21 protein-coding genes are annotated in these 22719 nt (G+C 69.9%); 5 read left to right on the forward strand and 16 right to left on the reverse strand.

The window, feature by feature from the left end; translation table 11 throughout:
• Positions 1-11 precede the first annotated feature (11 nt).
• From HJG52_RS07240 to rsgA, 3 genes are read left to right on the forward strand one after another with little or no spacing between them, the layout of a single operon-like run.
• Positions 12-551, forward strand: a complete 540-nt coding sequence (locus tag HJG52_RS07240) for a DoxX family protein (protein ID WP_171242783.1) — start codon at positions 12-14, stop codon at positions 549-551.
• Positions 538-1860, forward strand: coding sequence for a 3-phosphoshikimate 1-carboxyvinyltransferase (gene aroA / locus HJG52_RS07245; RefSeq protein ID WP_171242784.1), 1323 nt, complete (start codon positions 538-540; stop codon positions 1858-1860). The genes HJG52_RS07240 and aroA overlap by 14 nt, the downstream gene beginning before the upstream one ends.
• Before the next feature lie 7 nt (positions 1861-1867).
• Positions 1868-2902 carry a ribosome small subunit-dependent GTPase A gene (gene rsgA / locus HJG52_RS07250; protein WP_171242785.1) on the forward strand — a complete coding sequence of 345 codons (1035 nt, stop codon included), beginning with the start codon at positions 1868-1870 and terminating at the stop codon, positions 2900-2902.
• A gap of 80 nt (positions 2903-2982) precedes the next feature.
• Here rsgA and HJG52_RS07255 read toward each other — a convergent pair whose 3' ends face one another.
• From HJG52_RS07255 to HJG52_RS07275, 5 genes are all read right to left on the reverse strand, one after another.
• Entirely contained in the window at positions 2983-4089 is a 1107-nt protein-coding gene (locus HJG52_RS07255; RefSeq protein ID WP_171242786.1) for an ABC transporter ATP-binding protein, read from the reverse strand.
• Complete coding sequence (locus HJG52_RS07260; RefSeq protein ID WP_171242787.1) at positions 4082-5125, reverse strand: ABC transporter ATP-binding protein; 1044 nt, start codon at positions 5123-5125, stop codon at positions 4082-4084. Before HJG52_RS07260 ends, HJG52_RS07255 begins: the two co-directional genes overlap by 8 nt.
• Before the next feature lie 20 nt (positions 5126-5145).
• Positions 5146-6087 carry an ABC transporter permease gene (locus HJG52_RS07265; protein WP_171242788.1) on the reverse strand — a complete coding sequence of 314 codons (942 nt, stop codon included), beginning with the start codon at positions 6085-6087 and terminating at the stop codon, positions 5146-5148.
• The gene (locus HJG52_RS07270) at positions 6080-7012 is read right to left on the reverse strand and encodes an ABC transporter permease subunit (protein ID WP_171242789.1); all 933 of its coding nucleotides are present in this window, start codon (positions 7010-7012) and stop codon (positions 6080-6082) included. Before HJG52_RS07270 ends, HJG52_RS07265 begins: the two co-directional genes overlap by 8 nt.
• 253 nt (positions 7013-7265) lie before the next feature.
• Positions 7266-8894 (reverse strand): peptide ABC transporter substrate-binding protein, encoded by a 1629-nt coding sequence (locus HJG52_RS07275; protein WP_240977715.1) that lies wholly within the window; start codon positions 8892-8894, stop codon positions 7266-7268.
• A gap of 419 nt (positions 8895-9313) precedes the next feature.
• Between HJG52_RS07275 and hisN the strand changes: the two genes are divergently transcribed.
• Positions 9314-10108 (forward strand): histidinol-phosphatase, encoded by a 795-nt coding sequence (gene hisN, locus HJG52_RS07280; RefSeq protein ID WP_171242791.1) that lies wholly within the window; start codon positions 9314-9316, stop codon positions 10106-10108.
• Positions 10109-10141: 33 nt separating this feature from the next.
• On the opposite strand, the gene HJG52_RS07285 is transcribed toward hisN, so the two are convergent.
• The 6 genes from HJG52_RS07285 to HJG52_RS07310 all read right to left on the reverse strand — a co-directional run bounded on the left by HJG52_RS07285 (position 10142) and on the right by HJG52_RS07310 (position 16822).
• Positions 10142-11527, reverse strand: coding sequence for a M16 family metallopeptidase (locus HJG52_RS07285; protein WP_171242792.1), 1386 nt, complete (start codon positions 11525-11527; stop codon positions 10142-10144).
• Between the two features lie 58 nt (positions 11528-11585).
• Complete coding sequence (locus tag HJG52_RS07290; RefSeq protein WP_171242793.1) at positions 11586-12869, reverse strand: M16 family metallopeptidase; 1284 nt, start codon at positions 12867-12869, stop codon at positions 11586-11588.
• 43 nt (positions 12870-12912) lie between these two features.
• Entirely contained in the window at positions 12913-14349 is a 1437-nt protein-coding gene (locus tag HJG52_RS07295; RefSeq protein ID WP_171242794.1) for an NAD(P)/FAD-dependent oxidoreductase, read from the reverse strand.
• A 150-nt stretch (positions 14350-14499) separates the two neighbouring features.
• A complete protein-coding gene (locus tag HJG52_RS07300) occupies positions 14500-15657 on the reverse strand; it encodes a lytic murein transglycosylase (RefSeq protein WP_171242795.1) in 1158 nt (385 codons plus the stop codon).
• Between the two features lie 212 nt (positions 15658-15869).
• Positions 15870-16367 (reverse strand): methylated-DNA--[protein]-cysteine S-methyltransferase, encoded by a 498-nt coding sequence (locus tag HJG52_RS07305; protein WP_346767605.1) that lies wholly within the window; start codon positions 16365-16367, stop codon positions 15870-15872.
• A gap of 35 nt (positions 16368-16402) precedes the next feature.
• A complete protein-coding gene (locus tag HJG52_RS07310; RefSeq protein ID WP_171242797.1) occupies positions 16403-16822 on the reverse strand; it encodes an HIT domain-containing protein in 420 nt (139 codons plus the stop codon).
• Positions 16823-16882: 60 nt separating this feature from the next.
• On the opposite strand from HJG52_RS07310, the gene HJG52_RS07315 reads away from it, so the two are divergent.
• The gene (locus tag HJG52_RS07315; RefSeq protein ID WP_171242798.1) at positions 16883-17185 is read left to right on the forward strand and encodes a hypothetical protein; all 303 of its coding nucleotides are present in this window, start codon (positions 16883-16885) and stop codon (positions 17183-17185) included.
• On the opposite strand, the gene HJG52_RS07320 is transcribed toward HJG52_RS07315, so the two are convergent.
• Genes HJG52_RS07320 through HJG52_RS07340 form a run of 5 tightly spaced genes read right to left on the reverse strand, consistent with a single transcriptional unit; the run spans position 17182 to position 22661 of the window.
• Positions 17182-17979, reverse strand: coding sequence for a DUF1295 domain-containing protein (locus HJG52_RS07320; RefSeq protein ID WP_171242799.1), 798 nt, complete (start codon positions 17977-17979; stop codon positions 17182-17184). The genes HJG52_RS07315 and HJG52_RS07320 overlap by 4 nt on opposite strands.
• On the reverse strand, positions 17976-19307 hold the full coding sequence (locus HJG52_RS07325; protein WP_171242800.1) for an SAM-dependent methyltransferase: 1332 nt from the start codon (positions 19305-19307) through the stop codon (positions 17976-17978). The genes HJG52_RS07320 and HJG52_RS07325 overlap by 4 nt, the downstream gene beginning before the upstream one ends.
• On the reverse strand, positions 19304-20638 hold the full coding sequence (locus HJG52_RS07330; RefSeq protein WP_346767606.1) for a class I SAM-dependent methyltransferase: 1335 nt from the start codon (positions 20636-20638) through the stop codon (positions 19304-19306). Before HJG52_RS07330 ends, HJG52_RS07325 begins: the two co-directional genes overlap by 4 nt.
• Complete coding sequence (locus tag HJG52_RS07335; protein WP_171242801.1) at positions 20635-21357, reverse strand: DUF1365 family protein; 723 nt, start codon at positions 21355-21357, stop codon at positions 20635-20637. The genes HJG52_RS07330 and HJG52_RS07335 overlap by 4 nt, the downstream gene beginning before the upstream one ends.
• Entirely contained in the window at positions 21354-22661 is a 1308-nt protein-coding gene (locus tag HJG52_RS07340; protein WP_171242802.1) for an NAD(P)/FAD-dependent oxidoreductase, read from the reverse strand. Before HJG52_RS07340 ends, HJG52_RS07335 begins: the two co-directional genes overlap by 4 nt.
• Positions 22662-22719 lie beyond the last annotated feature (58 nt).

A 22719-nucleotide genomic window follows, 5' to 3' on the forward strand; every position in this document is an offset into this window, starting at 1 on the left:
GAGGAGTGGACATGACGCTGGTCCGACGAGTTGCCCGCCCGATGCTCGCCGCCCTGTTCGTGATCCAGGGCTACCAGCAGCTGCGCCAGCCGGGGGTGATGAAGCCCAAGGTCGAGCCGTTCGCGCAGAAGCTGGCGCCGCTCGGTGTGCCGAACGACCCGGAGCTGCTCGTGCGCGCCAACGGCGCCACCATGATGGGTGCGGGCGCGATGCTCGCGACTGGCAACTTCCCGCGGATCGCGTCGCTCGTGCTGGCGGGCTCGATGGTCCCGACCACCTATGTCGGCCACGCGTTCTGGGAGGAGAAGGACCCGACCGCGCGGCGCATGCAGCGCATCCAGTTCCTCAAGAACATCAGCCTGATCGGCGGACTACTCCTCGCCTCTGTCGACACCGAGGGCAAGCCCGGCCTGGCCTACCGCGTCGGCATGGCGGAGGACTCCGCCCGCCGGACCGCCAAGCGCGCCAAGCGTGAGGCCAAGATCGCCACGAAGGCCGCCCGGCGCGAGGCCAAGCTCGCCGCCACCCAGGCGCACGATGCCCTCACCTGACCCAGCAGCGCGGGTCGACTGGCCCGCACCCACCCCGGGCCACGCCGTCGACGCCACGGTCACCCTGCCCGGCAGCAAGTCGCTGACCAACCGCTACCTCGTGCTCGCCGCGCTGGCGAACAGCCCGTCGATGCTGCGGGCACCGTTGCGCTCGCGCGACACGCTGCTCATGGCACAGGCCCTGCGCAGCCTCGGCACGCGGATCGAGGACTCCCCCGCCCAAGGGGGTTCGCTGGACTGGCTCGTCACACCGGCCGAGCTGGTCGGCGGCGCCACCGTGGACTGCGGACTGGCCGGCACCGTCATGCGGTTCGTCCCGCCGGTGGCCGCGCTGGCATCGGGCGAGGTGCGGTTCGACGGCGACCCGCAGGCGCGGGTGCGGCCCATGGGCCCGGTGCTCGACGCGCTGCGCACCCTCGGCGTCACCATCGACGACGACGGACGCGGCACCCTGCCGTTCACGGTGCGGGGCAACGGCTCGGTGCGCGGAGGCGACGTCACGCTCGACGCGTCGGAGAGCTCGCAGTTCGTGTCGGCCCTGCTCCTGGCGGGGGCACGGTATGCCGAGGGCGTCACCGTGCACCACGACGGCAAGCCCGTGCCCTCCGAGCCCCACATCGCCATGACGGTCGAAACCCTGAGGGACGCAGGGGCTTTCGTCGACGACAGCGACGCCAACACCTGGCGGGTCGAGCCGTCCGAGCTCAGCGGGCTGGACGTCCAGGTCGAGCCCGACCTCTCCAACGCTGCCCCCTTCCTGGCCGCCGCCCTCGTCTGCGGCGGTCGGGTCACCGTGCCCGCCTGGCCGCAGCACACCACCCAGGCCGGCGACGCCGTGCGCGACATCCTCGACGCCATGGGCGCCGACGTGACGCTCACCCGCGAGGGCCTGACGGTGGCCGGCACCGGTGAGGTCAACGGCGTCGACCTCGACCTGCACGACGCCTCCGAGCTCACCCCGGTCGTGGCCGCGATCGCCGCCCTCGCCGACTCCCCGTCCGTGATCCGTGGCGTGGCGCACATCCGCGGTCACGAGACGGACCGCCTGGCCGCTCTCGCCCGTGAGCTCGGCACCCTGGGCAGCAACGTCACCGAGACCGACGACGGCCTGCGGATCGCTCCCGCGCCCCTGCACGGCGGCACCTTCCACACCTACGCCGACCACCGCATGGTGATGGCGGGAGCGGTCCTCGGGCTGCGGGTGCCGGACGTGGTCGTCGAGGACTCCGGCACCGTCGCCAAGACCCTGCCGGAGTTCACCACGCTCTGGGAGCGGATGCTGTCGTCGACGGGCCCGGCCCACCAATGAGACCCGCATGAGCCGGCGCGCGTCGGACTACGACGAGAGCGACGTCCGCATCCGGCCCAGCCGCCGCGGCTCCCGCCCACGCTCGAAGGACCGGCCCGCCCACGACGACGCCGTGCCCGGGCTCGTCACCGCCGTCGACCGCGGCCGCTACACCGTGCTCGTCGCCAAAGGCGTTGGTGGCAAACGACTTCCGGAGCGCGTCGTGATGGCCATGAAGGCGCGCGAGCTCGGCCGCAAGGGCATCGTCGTCGGCGACAACGTCGACCTCGTGGGTGACGTCGGCGGCGGACCGGACGCCCTCGCGCGCATCGTGCGGGTGCAACCGCGCACCTCGGTACTGCGGCGCACCGCCGACGACACCGACCCTGTCGAGCGGGTCATCGTCGCGAACGCCGACCAGCTGGTCATCGTCACCGCCCTCGCCAACCCCGAGCCCCGCCCTCGACTGATCGACCGGTGCCTCGTCGCGGCATACGACGCCGACCTCGACCCGTTGCTGGTCCTCACCAAGGCCGACCTCGCCGACCGGGCCCCGTTCCTGCAGACCTATGCGCCCCTCGACGTGCCCCACGTGGTGACCTCCAGCGAGGACGACTTCCTCGGACTGGAGCAGCTGCTCGACCACCTCGAGGGACGGGTCAGCGTGTTCGTCGGCCACTCGGGCGTCGGCAAGTCGACGCTCGTCAACGCCCTGGTCCCCGACGCGAACCGCGCCACCGGTGACGTCAACGACGTCACCGGTCGTGGGCGGCACACCTCCACCTCGGCCGTGGCCCTGCGCCTCCCCGACGGCGACGGGTGGGTCATCGACACCCCGGGCGTGCGCTCGTTCGGGCTGGCGCACGTCGACCTCGCCCGCATCATCGACCACTTCCCCGACCTCGAGCCCGGCACGGCTGGATGTCCTCGCGGATGCACCCATGACGAACCGGAGTGCGCGCTCGACGAGTGGGTTGCGTCCGGCCAGGCCGGCCCGGCCGGGCCGTCGCGCCTGGAGTCGCTGCGGCGCCTGCTGCGGGCGCGTTCGGGCGAATCCGACTGAGCCGCAACGCGATCGCGCCGCCACCCCCGGTGGGGTGGCGGCGCAATCGTTGTCGTATGCCGGCTGGCCGGCTCTCGACGTCAGCTCTCCTGGGTGCCCTCGCCGACCCGCTGGGGCTGCTCGAAGGACGCCTGGTCGCGGACCTCGGCCTTGAACACGACCTCTTGGTCCGACACGTCGACCGTCTCGATGACCTCACGCGGCGACGCGAAGTGGCACGCGGACGGGTGCTCGCCGACACCGTCGGGCCGCAGCTCGAGCAGTGGGACGTCGGTCTTGCACTTGTCCTGCGCCTTCCAGCACCGGGTGTGGAACCGGCAGCCCGACGGCGGGTTCGCCGGCGACGGAACGTCGCCCTTGAGGACGATCTGCTCCTTCTTGTCGCGCAGCGTGGGGTCGGGCACGGGCACCGCCGACAGGAGGGCCTGCGTGTAGGGGTGGGTGGGACGACCGTAGATCTCGTCCTCCTCGCCCAGCTCGGCCATCTTGCCGAGGTACATGACGCCGACCCGGTCGGAGATGTGGCGCACGACGGACAGGTCGTGCGCGATGAAGATGTAGGACAGGCCGAGCTCGTCCTGCAGCTTCTCCATCAGGTTGACGACCTGCGCCTGCACCGAGACGTCCAGCGCGGAGACCGGCTCGTCACAGATCAGCACCTTGGGGTTGAGTGCGATGCCTCGGGCGATGCCGATGCGCTGCCGCTGGCCACCGGAGAACTGGTGGGGGTAGCGGTTGATGTGCTCGGGGTTGAGGCCGACCATGTCCAGCAGGTCCTGGACCGCCTTGCGGCGGCCGTTCTTCGGCACCACGTCGGGGTGGATGTCGAAGGGCTCACCGATGATGTCGCCGACCGTCTTGCGCGGGTTGAGCGACGTGTACGGGTCCTGGAACACGATCTGGATGTCGCGACGCAGCTTGCGCATCGCACGACCCCGCTGGGAGTACATGTCGATCCCGTCGAAGACGACGGAACCCGACGTGGGCTCCTCCAGGCGCATCAGCAGGCGGCCCAGCGTGGACTTGCCACATCCGGACTCACCGACGATGCCGAGCGTCTCACCCTTGAGCAGCTCGAAGCTGACACCGTCGACGGCCTTGACGTGCCCGACGGTGCGCCGCAGCACACCGCCCTTGATCGGGTAGTGCTTGACCAGGTCGGTCGCGGTCAGGATCGGCTCAGCCATGGAGGACCTCCTCGGCGAAGTGGCACGCGGACTCGCGGCCGGGGGCGACGGTCAGCAGCTCGGGACGCTCCTCACGGCAGATGTCCTGGGCGTAGCGGCAGCGCGGGTTGAACGCGCAGCCGGCCGGGATCCGCATGAGGTTCGGCGGGAGGCCGCCGATCGCCGCGAGCTGCTGGCCCTTCTGGTCCAGCCGCGGGATCGACTCGAGCAGGCCCTTGGTGTACGGGTGGGCCGGCTGCCGGTAGAGGTCGAAGACGTCGGCGCGCTCGACGATCCGGCCGGCATACATGACCGCGATCTTGTCGGCGACGTCGGCGACCACACCGAGGTCGTGCGTGATGAGGATGAGGCCCATCTGGCGCTCCTCCTGCAGCTCCTGCAGGAGGGACATGATCTGCGCCTGGACGGTCACGTCCAGGGCGGTTGTCGGCTCGTCGGCGATGAGCACCGCCGGGTCGAGCGCGATGGCCATCGCGATCATGATGCGCTGACGCATACCACCGGAGAACTGGTGCGGGTAGGCCTTCACCCGCTCCTTGGCCGCCGGGATCTGCACCCGCTGCATGAGCTTGACCGCCCGCTCCAGGGAGTCGGACTTGTTCATGCCGCGGTGCTTGCGGAACATCTCCGCGATCTGCCACCCGACCGGGAAGACCGGGTTGAGCGAGGAGAGCGCGTCCTGGAAGACCATCGAGATCTCCGGACCGCGGGTCTTGCGCCGCTGCTCCTCGGGCATCGTCAGCAGGTCCTGGCCGCAGTAGCGGATCTGACCGCCGGGGATGACCGCCGGGGGCATGTCCAGGATGCCCATGATCGCCTGTGCGGTCACGGACTTGCCCGACCCCGACTCACCGAGGATGGCGAGCGTCTCGCCCTCGTGCAGGTCGAAGTTGACGCCGTTGATGGCCTTGGCCACACCGTCCTCGGTGTGGAACTCGACGCGGAGGTCCTCCACCTCGAGCAGCAGGCCGTCGACCGGCTTGTACTGCGAGGTCGCCGGGGTCTCCGACTTCCTCGTCTGCGTGTCTGTCGTCATGTGTGTGTCGTCTTTCCCGCTCAGCGCGACTTCGGGTCGAAGGCGTCACGGATGGCGTCACCAAGCATGATGAACGCCAGGACCGCCAGGCTGAGGAAGAGGCTGGGGAACAGGAGCATGTGCGGCGTGGTGCGGATGCCGACCAGTGCGTCGGAGATCGCGACACCCCACGAGACCGCGGGCGGCGTGAGGCCGATACCGAGGAAGCTCAGCGTCGCCTCCACCGCGATGTAGACACCGAGGTTGATCGTGGACACCACGATGACCGGGGCCATCGCGTTGGGCAGGACGTGCGACCGGATGATCCGCCACGGGCTCGCACCGAGGGCACGGGCCGCCTGCACGTAGTCGTTCGGCTTGACCTGAAGCACGCTGGACCGCATCAGTCGGGCGATGCCCGGCCAGCCGAAGATGGCGAGCACGACCACGACCTTGCCGACCACCACGAGGTACGGGGTGTTCTGGTCGTTCGGCATCACCGACATGAACAGGATGCCGCCGAGCAGCAGCGGGATCGCGAAGAAGATGTCGGTGAGGCGGGAGACGATGGCGTCGATCCAGCCGCCGTAGAAGCCGGCGATGATGCCCAGGGCCGTGCCGATGATCAGCGTCGACAGGGTCGCGAAGACACCGACGAGGATCGAGGCACGGGCACCGTGGATGGTGCGGGCGTAGATGTCGTAGCCCTGGATGTCGCGGCCGAACCATGGGCCGTCCAGGCTCGGACGCTCGCGCGCCTGCTGGAGGATGGCCTCGTTGGGATCGGTGCTGGTGAACAGCTGCGGCACGACCGCCATCAGCACGAACAGTGCGATGAGGATGACCGAGACCCAGAAGATCGGGTTCTTCTTCAGCTGCCGCCAGGCGTCCGACGCCAGCGAACGGGGCTTGTCCTGCTGGACGTCGCCCCCGGGAGCGGCACCGGTCTCCGCGGAGACTGCAATCGTCGATGCCTCAGTCATGGCTGATCCTCGGGTCGAGCACGCCGTACAACAGGTCGACGAGCAGGTTGACAAGGAGGAAGACGAGCACCAGGACGGTGACCGTGCCCACGACGGACACGCCGTCGTGGTTGCGGATGCCGGTGAAGAGGAACCCACCGACACCCGGAATGTTGAAGATGCGCTCGGTCACGATGGCGCCACCGAGCAGGCCACCGAAGTCGGCACCGATGAAGGTGACGACCGGGATCAACGAGTTGCGCAGCGCGTGCACACCGATCGCGCGGGACCGGGTCAGGCCCTTGGCGATCGCGGTGCGCAGGTAGTCGGCGCGCAGGTTCTCCACGAGGTTGGTGCGCGTCAGGCGCGCGACGTAGGCGATGGAGGCGCTGCCGAGCACGAAGGCCGGGAGGATGAGCGACTGGAGTGGCCGGGCCGAGTCGTACGTCACCGGGAAGATCTGTCCGCCCATCTTGACGCCCAGGTAGTACTGGAGCACCGAGCCGATGACGAACACCGGGATCGAGATGACGACGAGGGTGCTGACCAGCACCAGGTTGTCGATGAACTTGCCCTTGCGTACGCCCGCCAGCACACCGGCGATGATGCCGATGACCGCCTCGAAGGCGATGGCCATCAGTGCGAGCTTGGCCGTGATCGGGTACCGCTGCTCCAGCTCGAAGCCGACGGACTGGTTGCGGAAGTTGGTCCCGAGGTCACCCTGGACGACGTTGCCGAGGTACTTCGCGTACTGCAGCGGGAACGGGTCGTCGAGGTTGTGCTCCTCGCGGAACTGGGCGACGAAGGCCGGCGAACAGCCTCGGTCACCACACATGCCGGCGGTGGGGTCGCCCGGCATCGAGAACACCATGTAGAAGATGATGAACGTGGCGCCGATGAGCACCGGGATCATCTGTAGCAGGCGTCGAATGACGTACTTGTACACGTCACCTCCTAGTCGCTGGACGCCTCGATCCGGGTTGCTTCCCGAGGCGTCGTTGGTCGGGGCCCGGCAGCCACGGATGGCGTCCGCAGTCCTCGACCCAAGATAGTCGTATGGACCATACGTGGGGCAGGTTCACGAGGTGAAACCGACCCCGGACAGGGCGTCGGCCTGCCGACCTTTCAAGGCCGGCAGGCCGACGACTCTATCTGGTGGCGGGGCCCCGGGAACGAGCGTGCCCGGGGCCCCACTCACGTCAGGACTTCAGAGCCAGGCTCGAGAAGTCGATCGTGCCGAACGCGGTGATCTTCACACCGGTGACCTTGTCGGACCAGCCGAAGGTCGCAGTGGAGTACCACATGGGGATGGACGGCATGTCGTTCGCGAGGAGCGCCTCAGCCTGCTGGTACTTGGCGTTGGCGGCAGCCGCGTCGGACTCGGCAGCTGCCTCGTTGAGCAGCTTGTCGAACTCCGGGTTGGAGTAGTCACCGTCGTTGGAGGACGCGCCGGTCTTGTAGATCGGGGCGAGGAAGTTCTCGATCGACGGGTAGTCCATCTGCCAGCCGGTGCGGAACATGCCCTTCATCTTCTTGTCCGCGATCTGCGAACGGAAGGTGGCGAAGTCCACGACCGGGGTGGCGACACAGTCGACACCCAGGGCGCCCTTGATCGAGTTACAGGTCGCCTCGGTCCACGGCTTGTGGTCGGCGTCCGCGTTGTACGACAGGGTCATCTTGCCGCCCTTGAAGCCACCGGCCTCGTCGAGCTTGGCCTTGGCCTTGGCCTTGTCGTAGGTGCACCACTCGCCACACTGGTTGGCCTTGTAGCCGTCCACGACCGGGGAGACCCAGCCGGTGGCGGGCTGACGGGTGTTGTTGAAGATCTGCTTGATGATCGTCGCACGGTCGATGGCCATGGAGATCGCCTGGCGGATCTTCGGGTCAGCGTAGTTCGGGTCGGTCTTGACCGGCGCGAACGTGATCGTCTGGATGACACCGACGGCGCGCTGGGCGTTCCGGTCGGGCAGGTCCGTCTTGTACTTGTCGTCGATCATCGCCGAGGACGGGATCGAGTCGGTCACGTCGAGCTGGTTGGCGATGACGTCGTTGTAGGCGGCGCCGTCGTCCTGGTAGATCTTGAAGGTGATGGCGTCGAGCTTGCCACCGAACTTGCCCGAGTAGTCAGCGAACTTGCTGAGCTTGATCTCGGAGTTCTTGGCCCAGCTGTCGAACTTGAACGGGCCCGCACCGATCGGCTTCTCACCGAAGGCCTTCGGGTCGCTGAAGAACGAGTCCGGCAGCGGCGAGAACGCCGAGTAGCCGAGACGGACCGGCATGTTCGAGACCTTCTCGGAGGTCTTGATGGTGAAGGTGTAGTCGTCCTTCACGGCCAGACCGGTGAGCTTGTCTGCCTTGGGCTTGGCGGTGCACTTCTCGTCGGCGCACTGCATGTCGGCGAAGCCCTCGATCGGCTCCATGAAGTACCCGGAGGACTGGGCGTTCGGGCCGTATGCCGCGTAGTTCCAGGCGTCGACGAAGTTCTTCGCCTTGACCTCGGTGCCGTCGTGGAACTTGTAACCCTTCTTGAGGGTGACGGTGAAGTTCTGGTTGTCCGAGGTCTCGATCTTGTCCGCGATGTCGTTCTCGGGCGCGGCGTTCTCGGGGTTGTAGTGGACGAGCTTGGCCGTGATGGCGTCGAGCACGTTTCCACCACAGGTCTCGGTGGTGTTGCTGGGGATGAGGGTGTTCTGGGGGTTGCACCCTCGGACCGTCACAGCGCCGCCGGTCTTGCCGCCGCCGCCACCACTGGCGTTGTTACCACTGCCGCTGTCGCCGCCGCCACAGGCTGCAGCGAGCAGCGCAGCGGCGGAGATGCCAGCAACCATGGTCACCGTGCGAGTAATTCCTCGCATTGATGTCCTCCTACTTGGGGTTACCCGCCCGGATGGACGAGGTCTGGCCGGGCCGCCCACCGGTTGGAGCGCAGCCCTACAACGCACAAGGCGTCGTCGTGTGGCACCCATGAAAGAGCAAGGAGTCGGTAAAGGCGACGATCTGGAGCAAGCCGAGACAAAAACGTGATCGTCCCGCGTCCATGTCGAGAGCGGGGCGCCGCGGCGCCACCCTCGGGAACCTCCGTGAGGCGGCGTCCGTGCTGGTCAGGAGAGGGTGGGGGTATGCCGCACGGTCGGCTGGACGGCATACCTGCGGCTCCCGCGGGGGCGGGGCCGGCGAGGTGTCGCCGGCCGGGTCCGCCGACGTGGCGTTGCGCCTGAACCGGGCCGCAACCGGCTAGCGTGACGGCGTGCCCCGCTACGACGACGACCTGCGGCTCGCCCACGTCCTTGCGGACGCGGTGGAGCGCATCACGACCGCGCGGTTCCGGTCCGAGGACCTGGCGGTGTCGTCCAAGCCGGACCTCACCCTGGTCAGCGACGCCGACACCGCCGCCGAGGAGCTCATCCGGGCCCAGCTGAAGCGGACACGTCCGCGTGACGCGGTCGAGGGCGAGGAGTTCGAGACCACCGGTCACGGGCCGCGCCGTTGGGTGATCGACCCCATCGACGGTACCCACAACTTCGTGCGGGGCGTGCCGGTGTGGGCGACCCTCATCGCGCTCGTCGACGACGAGGCCCCCGTGCTCGGGCTGGTGGCCGCGCCCGCCCTGGGTCGCCGCTGGTGGGCGGCCAACGGGTCCGGCGCCTGGTCGGGCCGCAGCCTCGCGTCGGCGAAGCAGATCCACGTCTCGAAGGTCGGGGCGGTCAGCGACGCGTCACTGTCCTACTCCAGCGTGCGGTCGTGGCGCGGCGTGGACCGCTACGACGAGTTCCTGTCCCTGACGGACGAGTGCTGGCGGTCGCGCGCCTACGGCGACTTCTGGTCCTACATGCTGGTGGCGGAGGGCGCGGCCGACATCGCCGCCGAGCCGGAGCTCGCCGTCTATGACATGGCGGCACTGGTCCCCATCGTCACCGAGGCCGGCGGCCGGTTCACGTCCCTCGCCGGGCGCGAGGGCCCGTGGGGCGGAAACGCGTTGGCCACCAACGGATTGCTGCACGACGAGGTCCTGTCCCGCATCGGCACCGACGCACGCGCCTGAGCGAACGACGACCACGCGGCATACCTGGACCGCTCAGGCAGGCACGACGCTCACGGTGCCGACGCCCAGGTCACGGATCGCGTCGGCATACGTGCTGGCGTCGCCGACCACGATGACGGTCCACTCCCCCGTCACCCACCGGCGCCACGCCTCGGCGAGCTGCTCGGGCGTCAGTGCCCGCATCGCCTCGAGGTTGTCGGTGGTGAACTGCGTCGTGAGGCCCTCGAGCGCGAGCATCGACGCCTCGTCGGCGACCGCGTCTGCGGTGGCGAACCGGCCGGGCGCGGTCTTGCTGATGAAGTCGACGCCGGCCCGCACCTCCTCGTCGGTGAAGCCGTCGCGGGCCTTGTCGAGGATCTCCAGCAGGAGCCGCACCGAGTCGACGGTCGAGTCGGCGCGCACCGACCCGGAGGTGATGAACAGCCCGCCAACGCGCCGCGGCCGGAACGCCGACCGGATCCCGTAGGTGTAGCCCTTCTCCTCGCGCAGCACCGCGTCGACGCGCGCGTTGGGCGCCCCACCCACGACAAAACCCAGGACGGGGTATGCCGCCCAGCCGCCGTCGGCGCGCCGGTCGGGACCGGGGACGGCGACGAGCAGCTCGGACTGGACCGCGCCGGGCCGGTCGACGAGGACGACGCGGGCCCGGTCGGGGGCCCAGACCGGTGCGTCCGGCTGGCCCGGGTCGACCTGGCGCCCACCACTCCACGAGCCGAGCGTGCGGCCGGCCAGGGCCGCGACGTCGAGCCCGGTGAGGTCGCCGGCGATGACGACGGTGGCGCCACGGGGACCGACGCGTTCGGCGTGGAAGGCCGCCAGGTGCTCGCGGGTGATCGCCTTGACGGTCTCGGCCGCACCAGCGGTGGGACGCGAGCCGCGGTCGGAGGGGTCGAAGATCGTGGCGATCAGCTCGCGGGCCGCGCGCTGCGGGCCGAGGGCGCGCTCCTGCTCGATCTCGGCGAGTCGGGTGCGCAGGTGCCGGTCGAGCTCGGGCTGCGGGAAGACCGGGTCGGCCAATACCTGGCGGAGCAGGTCGAGCGCCTCCTCGAGGTTGCCCTTCGGCACGTCCAGGTCGACCGCGAGGCCCGCGTCGTTGACGCCGGCGCCAAGGGCAATCCCCTTGCGCTCCAACAGTTCCGCGAACTCCTCGGAGCTGTGCTCGGCTGTTCCCTCGTCGAGCATGCGCGCCATGATGGCGGCGACACCCTCGACCTCACGCGGCTCCGCGGACAACGGGAACGGCACCACAGTGCGCACCGACACGACGTACTGACCGGGGATGTCGTAGGTCAGCAGCCGCAGCCCGTTGTCGAGCGTGTGCTCCCGCGGGGTGGCGAACTCCCACGGACCCGGCGGGGTGACGTCCGGACGAGGCACCTCGGGGGCGGGCTGGCCGCCTTGGGTGGTGGTGTCGCTCATGCGGGGTCCCCACGAAGTATCTGGAGGAGCGCAGCGGGGGAAGAACTTCGAGGGGTTCTCATGCGGCGTCCTCTTCCGCGAGGGCGAGGTGGCGGACGACGGCGCGGTGGTCCGGGGTGAGCCAGGTGGCCGCGGCCCGCTGGATGTCCTCGGCACCGACCTCGCGCAACCGGTCGAGGAAGGTGTTGACGACCTGGGGGTCGTCGTGGAGCAGGGTGTACTGGCTGAGCAGGTCGGCGCGCTCCTCCTGCCCGGCCAGCGCGGAGAGCCAGCCGCGTTCGGACTGCGCGAGCGCCGACTCGAGCTCGACCTCCGTGGGGCCCTCCTGGGCGAACCGCTCCAGCTCCTCGAGCACCTCGGCCTCGAGCACCTCCGGGTCCTGCCCATCGGCGACGTCGACGACGAGGAAGCCGAGCGAGGCGCCGTCGACGAACCCCATGGTGTGCGCCTGCACGGAGTTGGCCACCTGATCGCGGCGGACGAGGCGCTGCACGAGCCGCGAGGTGCTGAGACCGCCGATGATGTCGAGCGCGAGCGCGGACGCGTAGTAGTCGGCGGTGTTGTCGACGGGCAGCCGGAAGGCGATGTGGAGCCGGTCGTTGGGCACGTCACCGGGTCGGTCGACCCGCACCGGCGACTCGATGGGCCGAAGCTGCGGGAGGTTGGCGCGCGGCTCCTCGGCGGAGGCGGGCAGCGACCCAAAGTACTTCTCGGCCGCGGCGAATCCCTCCTCTGGGGTGAGGTCGCCGACGAGGGTGAGCACCGTGTTGTTGGGCCCGTAGTAGCGCCGGAAGAAGTCGTGCACGTCCGCCAGGCTCGCCGCGTCGAGGTCCTCCATCGACCCGATCGTCGGGTGGTGGTACGGGTGCTCGGGCGGGAACACCGCGGCATACACCTCCATCAACGCCTTGCCGTAGGGGACGTTGTCGTAGCGCTGGCGCTTCTCCTCCTTGACCACGTCGCGCTGGTTGTCGAGGTTCTCCTGCGTGACCGCGTCGAGGAGATGGCCGTGTCGGTCGGCCTCCATCCACAGCGCCAGCTCGTAGGCCCCCTTGGGCACGGTCTCGAAGTAGTTGGTGCGGTCGAACCACGTGGTCGCGTTGAGCCGCCCACCCTCGGCCATGAGCCGGCTGAAGTGCTCACCGCTGGCGACGTGGCGTGACCCTTGGAACATCAGGTGCTCGAAGAGGTGCGCGAAACCGGTGCGCCCCTGCGCCTCGTGGCGGGAGCCGACGTTGACCCACAGGTTGACCGTGACCATGGGCACGCTGGCGTCGGGCGAGACGACCACCGTGAGGCCGTTGCCGAGGGTCGTACGGTGGATCGGGTAGTCCAGCGGCATGCGGTTCACCCTAGGTGACGCGCTGCGGTGCCGCAGGGACTTCTCACGCCCGGCGGCTGGCTTCCTCGCGTGCCTGCCCGACCGACTGCGGCGCGGGCTTCTTGTCGGCGGCCACCCGTGGCAGCGACGGGGAGTACTGGTCGCCCAGCTGCTGGATCGCGTTGCGGGCGAACGTCTGCTGCTCGGTCACGGTGCGCTCGGAGCGGCCGCGGCCGAGGAAGCTGACGGCCCAGTGCAGCAGCGTGGTGATGCGGTGCTTGAACCCGATGATGTAGACGAGGTGCACGGCCAGCCACAGGAACCAGGCGACGAAGCCGCTGAACCGGAACTTGCCGATGGACGCCACCGCACTGAAGCGGGAGATCGTCGCCATCGAGCCCTTGTCGTGGTACTCGAACGGGCCCGGGACGGGCTTGCCGGCGATGCGCGCCTTGATCACCTTCGCGGCATACCGGGCACCCTGGATCGCGACCTGGGCGACACCGGGGTAGCCCTTCAGGGCCGCCATGTCGCCGACCACGAAGACGTTGGGGTAGCCCGGCAGGGTGAGGTCGTCGTTCACCTCGACCCGGCCGGCGCGGTCGAGCGTGGCGCCCGACTGCTCGGCCAGCTGTTCCCCCAGCTCGGAAGCCTGCACACCCGCGGCCCAGACCTTGGTGACGGCCTCGATCCGGCGACGCGTGCCGTCGGCGTCCTCGATGTCGATGCCCGTCTGGTCGACCCCGACGACCTTGGCCCCGAGCTGGACCTCGACGCCAATGTCCGCCAGGCGCTTGGCTGCTCGCGCTCCGAGGCGGTCGCCGAACGACGGGAGGACCTGGTTCGCGGCGTCGAGCAGGATCACGCGGGCGTTGGCCGGGTCGATCTTGCGGAAGTCGTTCTTGAGGGTGCGGCGCGAGAGCTCGGCGATCTGTCCGGCCATCTCGACACCCGTCGGTCCGGCGCCCACGACGACGAACGTCATGATGCGCTCGATCTCCTTGGGGGTGCTCGCGAGCTCGGCGTACTCGAATGCCCCGAAGATGCGCCCACGCAGCTCGAGGGCATCATCGATCGACTTCATGCCGGGGGCGAACTCGGCGTACTGGTCGTTGCCGAAGTAGGACTGGCCTGCACCCGCAGCCACGATCAGGTCGTCGTAGGGCGTGACCGTGTCGCGGTCGAGGATGCGGGAGGTGACCGTCTGCGCCTTGAGGTCGATGTCGGTGACCGTGCCGAGGATGACGCGCGCGTTCTTCTGGTGGGCGATCACCTCACGCGTCGCGGGCGCGATCTCGCCCTCGGAGAGGATGCCGGTGGCCACCTGGTAGAGCAGCGGCTGGAACAGGTGGTGCGTCGTCTTGCCGATGAGGGTGATGTCGACATCGGCGTGCTTGAGCGCCTGCGTGGCGAACAGGCCACCGAAGCCGGAGCCGATGACGACCACGCGGCGGCGGCCGGGCTCACGGGCGGTTGTCGTGCCGGTCTCGTGCGACGTCATGCGCACACTCTCCTCGTCAAACAAGGAGGACGGTCACCCTGTGCAGCTGGGTGCCGTCCTCGGTGACGTCGTGCTCTTCCTCTTCTTCCAACCACCCTAGACCCGCAGGTATGCCGCGTGCGCGCCGTCGTGCGCCCGATGCGACCGGGATCACGGGGCGGACGTGGGGGCGGTCTCGGCTGCCGCGGCCGAGGTCGAGGTGGGGGCCGGCGCCGTGCTGCGGGGCGGGTCGCTCGTCGTGGTGGGCGGTGGTGGGGTGCTCGTCGTCGTGGGGGTGGGTGCGGGCTCAGTGGTGGTCGTGGGCGCCGGTCCGGTCGGTGTCGTGGTCGGCTTGGTGGTCGAGCCCGTGGGCGGTGTGGTGGGGCGCGAGGTGGGTGTCGAGGTGGGGGTGGCGGTGCCGGGCTTGGCCGTCGCCTTGGAGTCGGGCCCGGCGGCCGGCGGCTTGGGCGGCTTCACCGGCTCGGCCAGGTCGCTGCCGCGCCCGCCCGAGGCGACCTTGAAGGCGACGTGGTCGAGGGACTTGAGGCCGTTCTGCGTGAAGTAGTCGACCCACCCCAGCACCGCGTCGAGGTAGTCGCTGGACCCGTTGTAGGACAGGATCGCCGCGCGCAGGTCGGCGGCGCGCGCCAGGTCGCGACCGCCATGGCACAGGTAGTTGGCGGTGCCGAGGGCGGCGTCGTAGACGTTCTGCGGGTCACGGCGACCGTCACCGTCCCCATCGGCGCCGGCCCACGACCAGGTGCCTGGGATGAACTGCAGCGGCCCGACCGCGCGGTCGAAAGAGCCGTCGCCGTCGACGGAGCCTCCGTCGGTGTCGTGGACGACCGCGAACGGCCCGCCGTCCAGCAGCGGCCCGTAGATGGCCGGCGTGACGACCTTGTCCCTGGTGACCTCACGGCCCCCGATCGACCCCGACTCGACCTGGCCGATCGCGGCCAGGTGGAAGACGGTGATGTTGCAGCCCTTCGGGGCCTTCGCGACGGCGTTCCGGTAGGCCAGTGCCAGCTCGTACTGCGAGGTGCCCGAGGCCGGCAGGTCCTGCGGCCGCTTGGCCCTGGCCGGCTTGGCCGCGGGCTTCTTCTTCACCGCCGGTGCAGCCTTGACGACTGCCGTGGTGGTCACCGGGCGCGGGCGCAGCGACCCGGGTCGTAGGTCGTCGGGTGCGAACGGGCCGGGCACCGGCGCCGACCATGCGGCCAGGGCCCGGCGCGGGTCGGCAGCTGGCCGCGGGTCGGTCGAGTGCGGGATCGACGAGGTCTGGCTGCCCACGGCAGCGACGACGGTGGCGGCAACCGCCAGCCTGGTCACGCGCACTACCTTCACCCCCGCGATCGATGTCGTCCCTCACCCATCGTGGGCGACGGGGCGCCGTGACGCACCCCGACAGCGGCGAACACCGGACGAACTGACGACCCCCAAAGCCGTCATCTACCACTGTGGCCACACCAGTAACAGCACGGGACAAGTTGAGTGCCTGACACCGCCCTCTGGGTCGGTCTCAGGCACTCGACTCGGTGCTCCTAGAAGAGGCGGCCGCCGTCGTCGGCCGACGGCTCCTCGAGCGCGAGGAGGATGCGCTTGCGATCGAGCCCACCGGCATACCCCACGAGGGAGCCATCGGCTCCGATCACACGGTGGCACGGGACGATGATCGCGATCGGGTTGCGGCCGTTGGCGAAACCGACGGCCTGGCTGAGGTTGACGTCGCCGAGCTGGCGCGCGAGGTCGCCGTAGCTGCGGGTCTGGCCGTAGGGGATCTCGCGCAGCAGGCCCCAGACCCGCTGCTTGAAGTCGTCGCCCTCGGGTGCCAGGGGGACGTTGAAGTCGGTGCGCTCGCCCGCGAAGTACTCGGTCAGCTGCCGCACGACCTCCGCGCCCGCCTCGTCGTCGCGCTCCCCCACCTCGGCCGGGTCGTGCGCGGGCTCGTCCCAGTCCATGTGGAGCCGCACGACGGCGCCCTCGGCGGACACGATGGTGAGGTGACCGACCGGGGAGTCCATCACGGTGTGGGTGCGCACCCCGCCATCCTGCCGCGCCGCTGCGACAGCACCGCTCATGCCGGCGGCGCCAGGGCGCCGGCGACGCGAGCGGCATACTCCTGCGCCTCCTGGTCGGAGGCGTACTTGGTGCGCGGCCAGAAGAAGCCGCGCAGCCCGTCACCCTTGGTGCGGGGCACGACGTGCCAGTGCAGGTGCGGCACCGACTGTGAGACCACGTTGTTGCAGGCGACGAACGAGCCCTGCGCGCCGAGCCCGGTCACGACGGCGGCCGCGGTGCGCTGGACGGCACCCATGAGGGGCGGCAGCAGCTCGGCGGGGAGGTCGACGAGCGTGTCGACGTGGATGCGCGGCACGAGCAGGACGTGGCCCTTGAAAACCGGGCGGGTGTCGAGGAACCCGAGCACGAACGGTTCGTCGACCACGACGGTGGCCGGCACGCGGCCGTCGACGATGTCGCAGAAGAGGCACTCCACGCAGGGCAGCCTAGAGTGACTGGTCCCTCACCCGTGTCGCCCGCCAACCCAAGGAGCTGCGTGACCGACCGACCCGAGATCGTCTGCATCTGTGGCTCGATGCGGTTCGCCGAGGAGATGAAGGCGGCCAACCGTGACCTGACCTTCGCGGGTGTCATCGTCCTCGCACCGGGCGAGGTCGGTGCAACGACGATCACGACGGAGCAGAAGGCGGCGCTCGACGCTCTGCACCGGCGCAAGATCGACCTGGCCGACCGGGTCCTGGTCGTGAACCCCGGCGGCTACGTCGGCGAGTCCACGCGCGGCGAGATCGCCTACGCCACCGAGACCGGCAAGCCGGTCACCTACACCGACGGGGGCTAGGCGGCCCCACGCTTCGGCGGTCGCGGCAGGAAGTAGGACGTGCGGCGTTGGTACGCCTCGTAACCCGGCCGCTGGGCCATGTGCTGCTCGAGGAGCCGGGCACCCGTGGCGAAGACGAGGAAGTAGGTCATCGCGACCGGGGACAGGATCGTGAGGACGCCCGGCCACGCGCTCGCGGCGACCAGCCACAGGCCCCACCAGACGCTGGAGTCACCGAAGTAGTTGGGGTGCCGCGTCCACGCCCACAGGCCCCGGTCCATGACCTTGCCGTGGTTGGCCGGGTCGGCCTTGAACGCGGCGAGCTGGCGGTCACCGACCGCCTCGAAGACGAACCCGACCAGCCAGAGCAGGATCCCGACCACCGCGACGGCCGGGACGCCCGGGCCGGCGGCAGCACTGACCTGGATCGGCAGGGACACGAACCACAGAGCCACGCCCTGTACGGCGTACACCTTGCGGACCGCCACCCAGGTCGGGTTGCCGCCCTCCTTCTCGAGCATCGCGGCATAACGCGGGTCCTCACCCTTGCCGGCGTTGCGGCGATGCATGTGCCGGGCGAGACGCAGTCCCCACACGGCCACGAGGACGAGCAGCACGAGCCGCCGCCACGCCATGCCGTCACCGACCACGGCGGCCACGGCAGCGATGACGACGAAGCCGAGGCCCCACGTGGTGTCGACGACGCTGACCCGGCCCTGACGGCGCCCCTCACGCGCCGTCAGGGCCATCAGCACCACTACGGCGAGCAGCGAAAATCCGCTCACTGCAATGAAGTTCGACAGGTCGAAGGTCATGACCACCCTTGCGGACGCGCCGGCTCGACGTCGGCTGCGCCATTCGGGTGGGGGCGCACCGACAGGATCTGGTCGACGCCCATGCGGCCGTCCCGGAAAGCCATGGCACCACCGACGAGGTAGAGCCGCCAGACACGGGCGACCTCCTCACCGACGAGCTCCACGACCCGGTCATGGTTGGCCTCGAACGTGTCGTGCCACGCCGCGACGGTGCGCACGTAGTGCTCGCGCAGGGCGTGCACATCACGCACCTCGAGCCCTGCGTCCTCGAGCAGTGCCACGGTCTCGCCGACGGGACGCATCGTCATGTCGGGCGCGATGAACGACTCGATGAACGGACCGCCACCGGGGTGACGGCCGCGACGCGACATCTGCTGCACCAGCACACGTCCACCGGGGCGCACCGCGTCGTGGAGGACCCGTGCGTAGGTCGCGTAGTTCTTCTCCCCCACGTGCTCGCCCATCTCGAGCGACACGACCGCGTCGAAACCGTCCTCGCGCACGTCGCGGTAGTCCTGCAACCGGATCTCGACCCGGTCCTCCAGACCGCGCTCGCGAATTCTGTTGTCGGCAAAGCGTTTCTGCTCGGCCGAGATGGTCACGCCGGTGACCTGGGCACCAAAGTGCTCCGCGGCATACAGGCTCATCGAACCCCAACCGCAGCCGACGTCGAGCAGGCGCGACCCCTCCCGCAAGCCGAGCTTGCGCCCCACCAGCTCGAACTTGTCGCGCTGCGCGTCCTGGAGCGTGTAGTCCGGGTCGTCGGAGCGCCAGTAGGCGCACGAGTACGACAGGTGCGGGTCGAGGATCAGCGCGTAGAAGTCGTTGGACAGGTCGTAGTGGTGGCTGATGACGGCACGGTCGCGGCCCAGGCTGTGGAGCCGTCCTCGGACGACCGCCTGGCTGGCGGGCGGCGACAGCGGCCGCCCGAGGACACCGGCCGATCGGGCCAGCTTGGCCAGGTCGGCCAGCGCCGACGGCGTGAGGCGTATGCCGCTGAGCCCGCGTTCGTGGGCCACTCCCCAGACGTGGGTGAGGGCTTCGTCGAGGTCACCCTCGACCTCCAGCTCACTCGTGACGTAGGCCTGGGCGGCACCGAGCTCGCCCGGGTGCCAGAACAGACGGCGGAGCGCGCGCGGTGACCGCACGACGACCCGAGGGGCGTCGGCCGGGCCGGCGCTGCTGCCGTCCCAGAGGGTGAGGTGGACCGGAAGCGCCCCGCCCACGACAGGCTCCAGGGCGCGCGCGAACTGCGCGGCGAGACCGGAACCCGTTGTGCTGGGGGACTTTCCGGCCGACTTGGCCGGCTTGATCTCGAGTGTGGTCATGCCTGGACCTCCCGGCGGAAGACGAGCTGTTGGACGTCGAGGTAACCTGACCGGAACCCAGCCTGGGAGTACTCGAGGTAGAAGTGCCACATCCGGTCGAACACCTCGTCGAACCCCAGCTCGCGCACCCGCTCGAGGGAGCCGACGAATCGCTCGTCCCACAGCCGCAGGGTCTGCGCGTAGTGCTGACCGAACGACAGCCGCTCGGTCAGGCGCAGGCCGCTGTGGGTGCGGCTACGCTCCTCGAGCGCCTCGGTGGAGGGCAGGAAGCCGCCGGGGAAGATGTACTTGTTGATCCACGTGTAGGTGTTGCGGGTGGCCAGCATCCGGTCGTGCGGCATCGTGATCGCCTGGATCGCGACAGCGCCGCCCGGCGCCAGGACGCGGTCGATGGTGCGGAAGTACTCGCCCCAGTACTGGTGGCCGACCGCCTCGATCATCTCGACCGACACGACGGCGTCGTACTGGCCCTCGACCGCCCGGTAGTCCAGCAGGTCGATCTGCACCCGGTCCGACAGGCCGGCGTCGGCGACCCGCTGCCGGGCCAGCTCGAGTTGCTCGCTCGACAACGTGACACTGCGCACCGTGGCCCCGCGCCCGGCTGCGCGGATCGCCAGCTCGCCCCACCCGGTGCCGATCTCGAGGACCCGGGTGCCCTCCCCCACGCCGGCCGCGTCGAGGATGCGGTCGACCTTGCGCTGCTGGGCGGGCACGAGGTCGGCCCAGCCCGGTCGGGTGACCGGACGGCATACCGTCGTCTGCTCGTCGGCGACCGAGGCCCCGGGCGACGTCTCACCCTCGAACAACGCCGCGGAGTAGGACATCGTCTCGTCGAGGAACGATGCGAACAGGTCGTTAGACAGGTCGTAGTGCCGTGCGATGTTGTTGCGGGTGTTGCGCGTCGAGTTCCGTTCTGCCCGTGGGTTCTTCGCGACGTAGAACGCGCGCAGCCGCTGCAGCGGAGCGGGCACGAGCGTCGCGACCTGGGCGGCGAACACCTCGAGCAGGGAGGCGAGGTCGGGCGAGTCCCAGTCACCGGCCATGTAGGACTCACCGAACCCGATGAGGCCGCTCGCGCCGACGGCCGCGAAGAACGCGTCGGGTCGGGCGATCTGCATGACCGGGGCGTCCGGGTCGGTCGCGGCACCACCGAGGACGGTGTCACCCAGCTCCACACGCACCGCGAGCCGGCGCACGGCAGCTCGGAAGATCTGCTCGGCCACCTTGGCCTCGACGCGGCGGCGAGCCCGCCGGCGTGAGGCCGCGAGGTCGGGCCAGCGACGCGGGTCGATCGACGGCCGCGGCGCAAGGCGGAGATCGGCGGTGGTCACTGGACGGCCTCCTGGCGGTGGTGGGGACGGGGTTGGATCGGGAGCCTGCGGGCCCAGAGGCGTATGCCGTGCCACCGGATGCGGGCCATGACGGCCAGTGGCTCGATTGGCTGGGTCAGCGCGAGGCGCAGGACGGTCAGGCGCGTGACCGGCTCGGCGGCGCCCGACACGGTGGCGACGAACGGGTGCTGTCCCGGCCGGTGGAGCACGACGTGCAGGCTGAGCCGGTCGTCGGGCTCGGGCAGCTTGAGGTCGTAGCTGCCGGACACGTCGTTGAACGGTGAGACGTAGAAGGCCTTGTCGACCTGGGCTCGGCCGCGCTCGTCGGTGCGCACGAGGTAGGCGTGCCGGTCGCCGTAGGTGTTGTGGACCTCGACGACGGTGGCGACGAGCCGGCCCTGCGGGTCGTGGCACCAGTGCACACTCATCGGGTTGAAGACCAGGCCCAGCACCCGCGGCATCCCGAGCATGAGGATCCGGCCGCCGTGCAGGTCGATTCCCTCGGTGGCGAGGTAGGTGTCGAGGTTCTGGCGCAGGGTGCGGTCAGGGGAGCCCAGGTGGTCGCGCGACTCGAACCGGGCCAGCGGCGACAGGATGCCGAGCCGCGGCAGGTCGTCGAGATCGACCAGCCAGGCGTGGCTGCGGTGCCGGAACGCGTGGCGGATCGGCGAGGTGCGGGCGTGCCGGACCACCGTGCGGTAGATCCGCGGCCGGGTCACGTTGCACTCCCCAGCATGACGGGCTCCACACTGGGTGCGACCCACTCGTGGCCGAGGGCCCGGGCAGCGGCCACACCCGAGCGGGCGCCGTCCTCGTGGAAGCCCCAGCCGTGGTAGGCGCCGGCGAAGGCGACTCGACCGGTGGTGAGCTCGGGCAGACGACGTTGTGCCGCAACGGATTCCGGGGTGTAGAGCGGGTGCTCGTAGTGCATGGTGTCGATGACCTTGGCCTGGTCGACGACGTCGACGCCGTTGAGCGTGACGAGAAACCGCCGGTCCGGGAGGTCGATGCGCATGAGCCGCGACAGGTCGTAGGTGACGAGCACGCCGGCCCCGTCGACGTCGCGCCGCCAGTAGTTCCACGAGGCGCGGGCACCGGACGAGCGCGGCAGCACCGACTCGTCGGTGTGCAGCTGGGCCACGTTGCGGGAGTAGTGGATCGAGCCGAGGACCTCGCGCTGGGCCACCGTCGGCTCCGTGAGCATGGTGAGCGCCTGGTGCGGGTGGGTCGCGATGACGACCTGGTCGTAGACGTCGGACTCACCCGTCGCGTCGGTGACCACGACCCCGTCGGGACGGTCCTCGACCGAGGTGACCGGGCGGCATACCCGCACGTCGTCGATGCCCGCGGCCACGGCCTCGACGTAGCGCGCCGAGCCGCCCACGACCGTGCGCCACGTCGGTGACCCGAAGACGGTGAGCATGCCGTGGTGGTCGAGGAACTCGAAGAGGTAGCGGGCCGGGTAGTCGAGCGCGTCCGCGGGGTCGCACGACCAGACGCACGCCACCAGGGGCTCGAGGAAGTGATCGGCGAAGTAGTCGGTGAAGCGGCAGCGCTCGACGAACGCGCGCAGCGGCTCGTCCCGGTCGACGGCCGTCGCCGGTCGCTCCAGGAGGGTGCTCGCCTCGCGGTGGAAGCGGCGCACCTCGACGAGCATGCGCAGGTATGCCGGGTCGGCCAGGTTGCGTGCCCGCGGGAACAGCCCGCGCGCCCCCTTGGCACCGGCGTACTCGAGCCCGCTGGAGTCGGTGCGGATGGACATGCTCATGTCCGAGTCCTGGGTGGCGACGCCGAGCTCGGCGAAGAGCCGCAGGAGGGTCGGGTAGGTGCGGTCGTTGTGGACGATGAAGCCCGTGTCGATGCCGATCGTGCGGTCGCCGACCTGCACCTCGTGGGTGTCCGCATGGCCGCCGAGACGGTCGTCGGCCTCGTACAGCGTCACCGGGCCGTGGCCCTGCAACACGTGGGCTGCGGCAAGGCCGGCGATGCCGCTGCCGATGACGGCGCGACGCGTGGCGGACATGGGGCTCCTTCCGTCGTGATCCGGACACTGGTGGTTCGGGGCCGGTGCGACGACGGAT

Source organism: Knoellia koreensis, from assembly GCF_013041615.1.
GTDB classification, from domain to species: Bacteria; Actinomycetota; Actinomycetes; order Actinomycetales; family Dermatophilaceae; genus Pedococcus; species Pedococcus koreensis.

Bases quoted from the DNA above. Each gene is read 5' to 3' on its own strand.
- HJG52_RS07240 (WP_171242783.1), top strand. From the start codon at position 12: ATGACGCTGGTCCGACGAGTTGCCCGCCCGATGCTCGCCGCCCTGTTC.
- aroA (WP_171242784.1), top strand. From the start codon at position 538: ATGCCCTCACCTGACCCAGCAGCGCGGGTCGACTGGCCCGCACCCACC.
- rsgA (WP_171242785.1), top strand. From the start codon at position 1,868: ATGAGCCGGCGCGCGTCGGACTACGACGAGAGCGACGTCCGCATCCGG.
- HJG52_RS07255 (WP_171242786.1), bottom strand. From the start codon at position 4,089: ATGGCTGAGCCGATCCTGACCGCGACCGACCTGGTCAAGCACTACCCG.
- HJG52_RS07260 (WP_171242787.1), bottom strand. From the start codon at position 5,125: ATGACGACAGACACGCAGACGAGGAAGTCGGAGACCCCGGCGACCTCG.
- HJG52_RS07265 (WP_171242788.1), bottom strand. From the start codon at position 6,087: ATGACTGAGGCATCGACGATTGCAGTCTCCGCGGAGACCGGTGCCGCT.
- HJG52_RS07275 (WP_240977715.1), bottom strand. From the start codon at position 8,894: ATGGTTGCTGGCATCTCCGCCGCTGCGCTGCTCGCTGCAGCCTGTGGC.
- HJG52_RS07285 (WP_171242792.1), bottom strand. From the start codon at position 11,527: ATGAGCGACACCACCACCCAAGGCGGCCAGCCCGCCCCCGAGGTGCCT.
- HJG52_RS07290 (WP_171242793.1), bottom strand. From the start codon at position 12,869: ATGCCGCTGGACTACCCGATCCACCGTACGACCCTCGGCAACGGCCTC.
- HJG52_RS07295 (WP_171242794.1), bottom strand. From the start codon at position 14,349: ATGACGTCGCACGAGACCGGCACGACAACCGCCCGTGAGCCCGGCCGC.
- HJG52_RS07320 (WP_171242799.1), bottom strand. From the start codon at position 17,979: ATGACCTTCGACCTGTCGAACTTCATTGCAGTGAGCGGATTTTCGCTG.
- HJG52_RS07325 (WP_171242800.1), bottom strand. From the start codon at position 19,307: ATGACCACACTCGAGATCAAGCCGGCCAAGTCGGCCGGAAAGTCCCCC.
- HJG52_RS07340 (WP_171242802.1), bottom strand. From the start codon at position 22,661: ATGTCCGCCACGCGTCGCGCCGTCATCGGCAGCGGCATCGCCGGCCTT.